Raw genomic sequence first — 1429 nt, forward strand, 5'->3', positions numbered from 1 at the left:
AAAAATAGCTTTTAAGAGCATAAATTAAGGCTATTTATTGGGCATCTCTCTGTTTATAAAGAGAAAATTTTGGTCAGACCCCCTATGGATATTGCCAAAGAAAAAGAAAAGAAAGCCCCCGCAGTCGAATAAGTAACCTGCTCGACAACCCTCTCAATGGAATCCTAAAGTTTCCATTGAGAGGGTTGTAACCGCACGAGAGATTGGAGTCTGGAACCCGGCAGCTCTCTTAATGTTTCTACCAGCAGCTATGCATCCTTTAAAATGCTGGTTGAAGACTCACTGATGAATCATAGGCGTTTTCAGTGGCCTTGTATGAGCTCATCCCAAACATGCCAACGCTTGTCAAAACTGCCGCAACGCCAACACCAGCAACAACTAGCCCAACTAATCCTAAAGAGCTTGCATTGAGTAGTGTAAATGCCACTGCTACCGAAGCAACACCAAGCCCTGCGATAAAACCACTTAATACAGGCATATAGACATTTGATGTATTTACCTTGGCCTTATCAGTCTCACCAGTTGCTGGTTCCACTCTATCTAATGTAATCCTACCAAGTGTTGAGTCAACATCCTTCAACATAGTTTCAATATTTTTACTAACTTTTATTTTTGGATTTGAATTTAAAGCACATTTTAATAGCGCTCTATTTTTAGGTGACAGCGATACATCCGAAGTAAAATCCAATTCAATTTGTACATGAGATTTTGACAATGCGTCACATAATAACTTAAACTTTTCACCACTGATTTCCTGATGCCAAATTGTTAGCTTTTTAAACTCGCTACTTTTTTCTATAAGGCCAGCCAAGGACTCAAAAGCCTGATCCAACTGTAGTGCTGTTTGATTGCGAATTAAAACGTGCTCTAGTTTTGGGCATTTCTTTAGCTCCTCAAGTACCTTAATAAAATGATCTCCTCCAGACTCAGAAAAATGAAATGTACTTCCCTTTATCCAAACTGCCTTTAAATTAGGAGCATTGGTCAAAGCCTTAAGTAAATCTGACTCAGGGCCATGATAGTCTGTATAATGGAAGTAAACCGCTTCTATACTGTCATCCGTGCTAATTTTTTTGAAAAATCCATCCCAGTCAGTTTTAGAGAGTTCACTGTAAGCTGTCAAACAGCGATCGGATTCGTTATAAGTGATAGACATATTTCCACCTTGGTTATAAAATCTGGTCATTTTATCATCATTAAATATATAATGCAAGCAGATTGGTCCGGGTGAAATCTTTTCTTTGATGAGGAAGAAACCAATTTGACTAGATCACCAAACAAGGTGTCCGTTACTGAGACGCCTCTTGTATTAAAATGCGGTATAGGGGGTATAGGGGTCGGGGCTAAGTGATCCCTACAAAAATTGAACAGATAATATTTCATCGTCTAAACCACCTTGTTTAAGCTCACAGAAATCTAGCTCAGAAAT

General features: G+C 38.8%; 1 protein-coding gene. It reads right to left on the reverse strand.

The annotated features are described in order from the left end of the window. Positions 1-259: 259 nt before the first annotated feature. Complete coding sequence (locus AB3348_RS15185; protein ID WP_367608472.1) at positions 260-1186, reverse strand: hypothetical protein; 927 nt, start codon at positions 1184-1186, stop codon at positions 260-262. Between the last annotated feature and the right edge of the window lie 243 nt (positions 1187-1429).

It is taken from the genome of Legionella sp. W05-934-2 (assembly GCF_964199965.1).
Taxonomy (GTDB): domain Bacteria; phylum Pseudomonadota; class Gammaproteobacteria; order Legionellales; family Legionellaceae; genus JAFIFT01.

Coding starts and splice junctions, on each gene's coding strand:
- AB3348_RS15185 (WP_367608472.1), bottom strand. CDS start 1,186: ATGACCAGATTTTATAACCAAGGTGGAAATATGTCTATCACTTATAAC.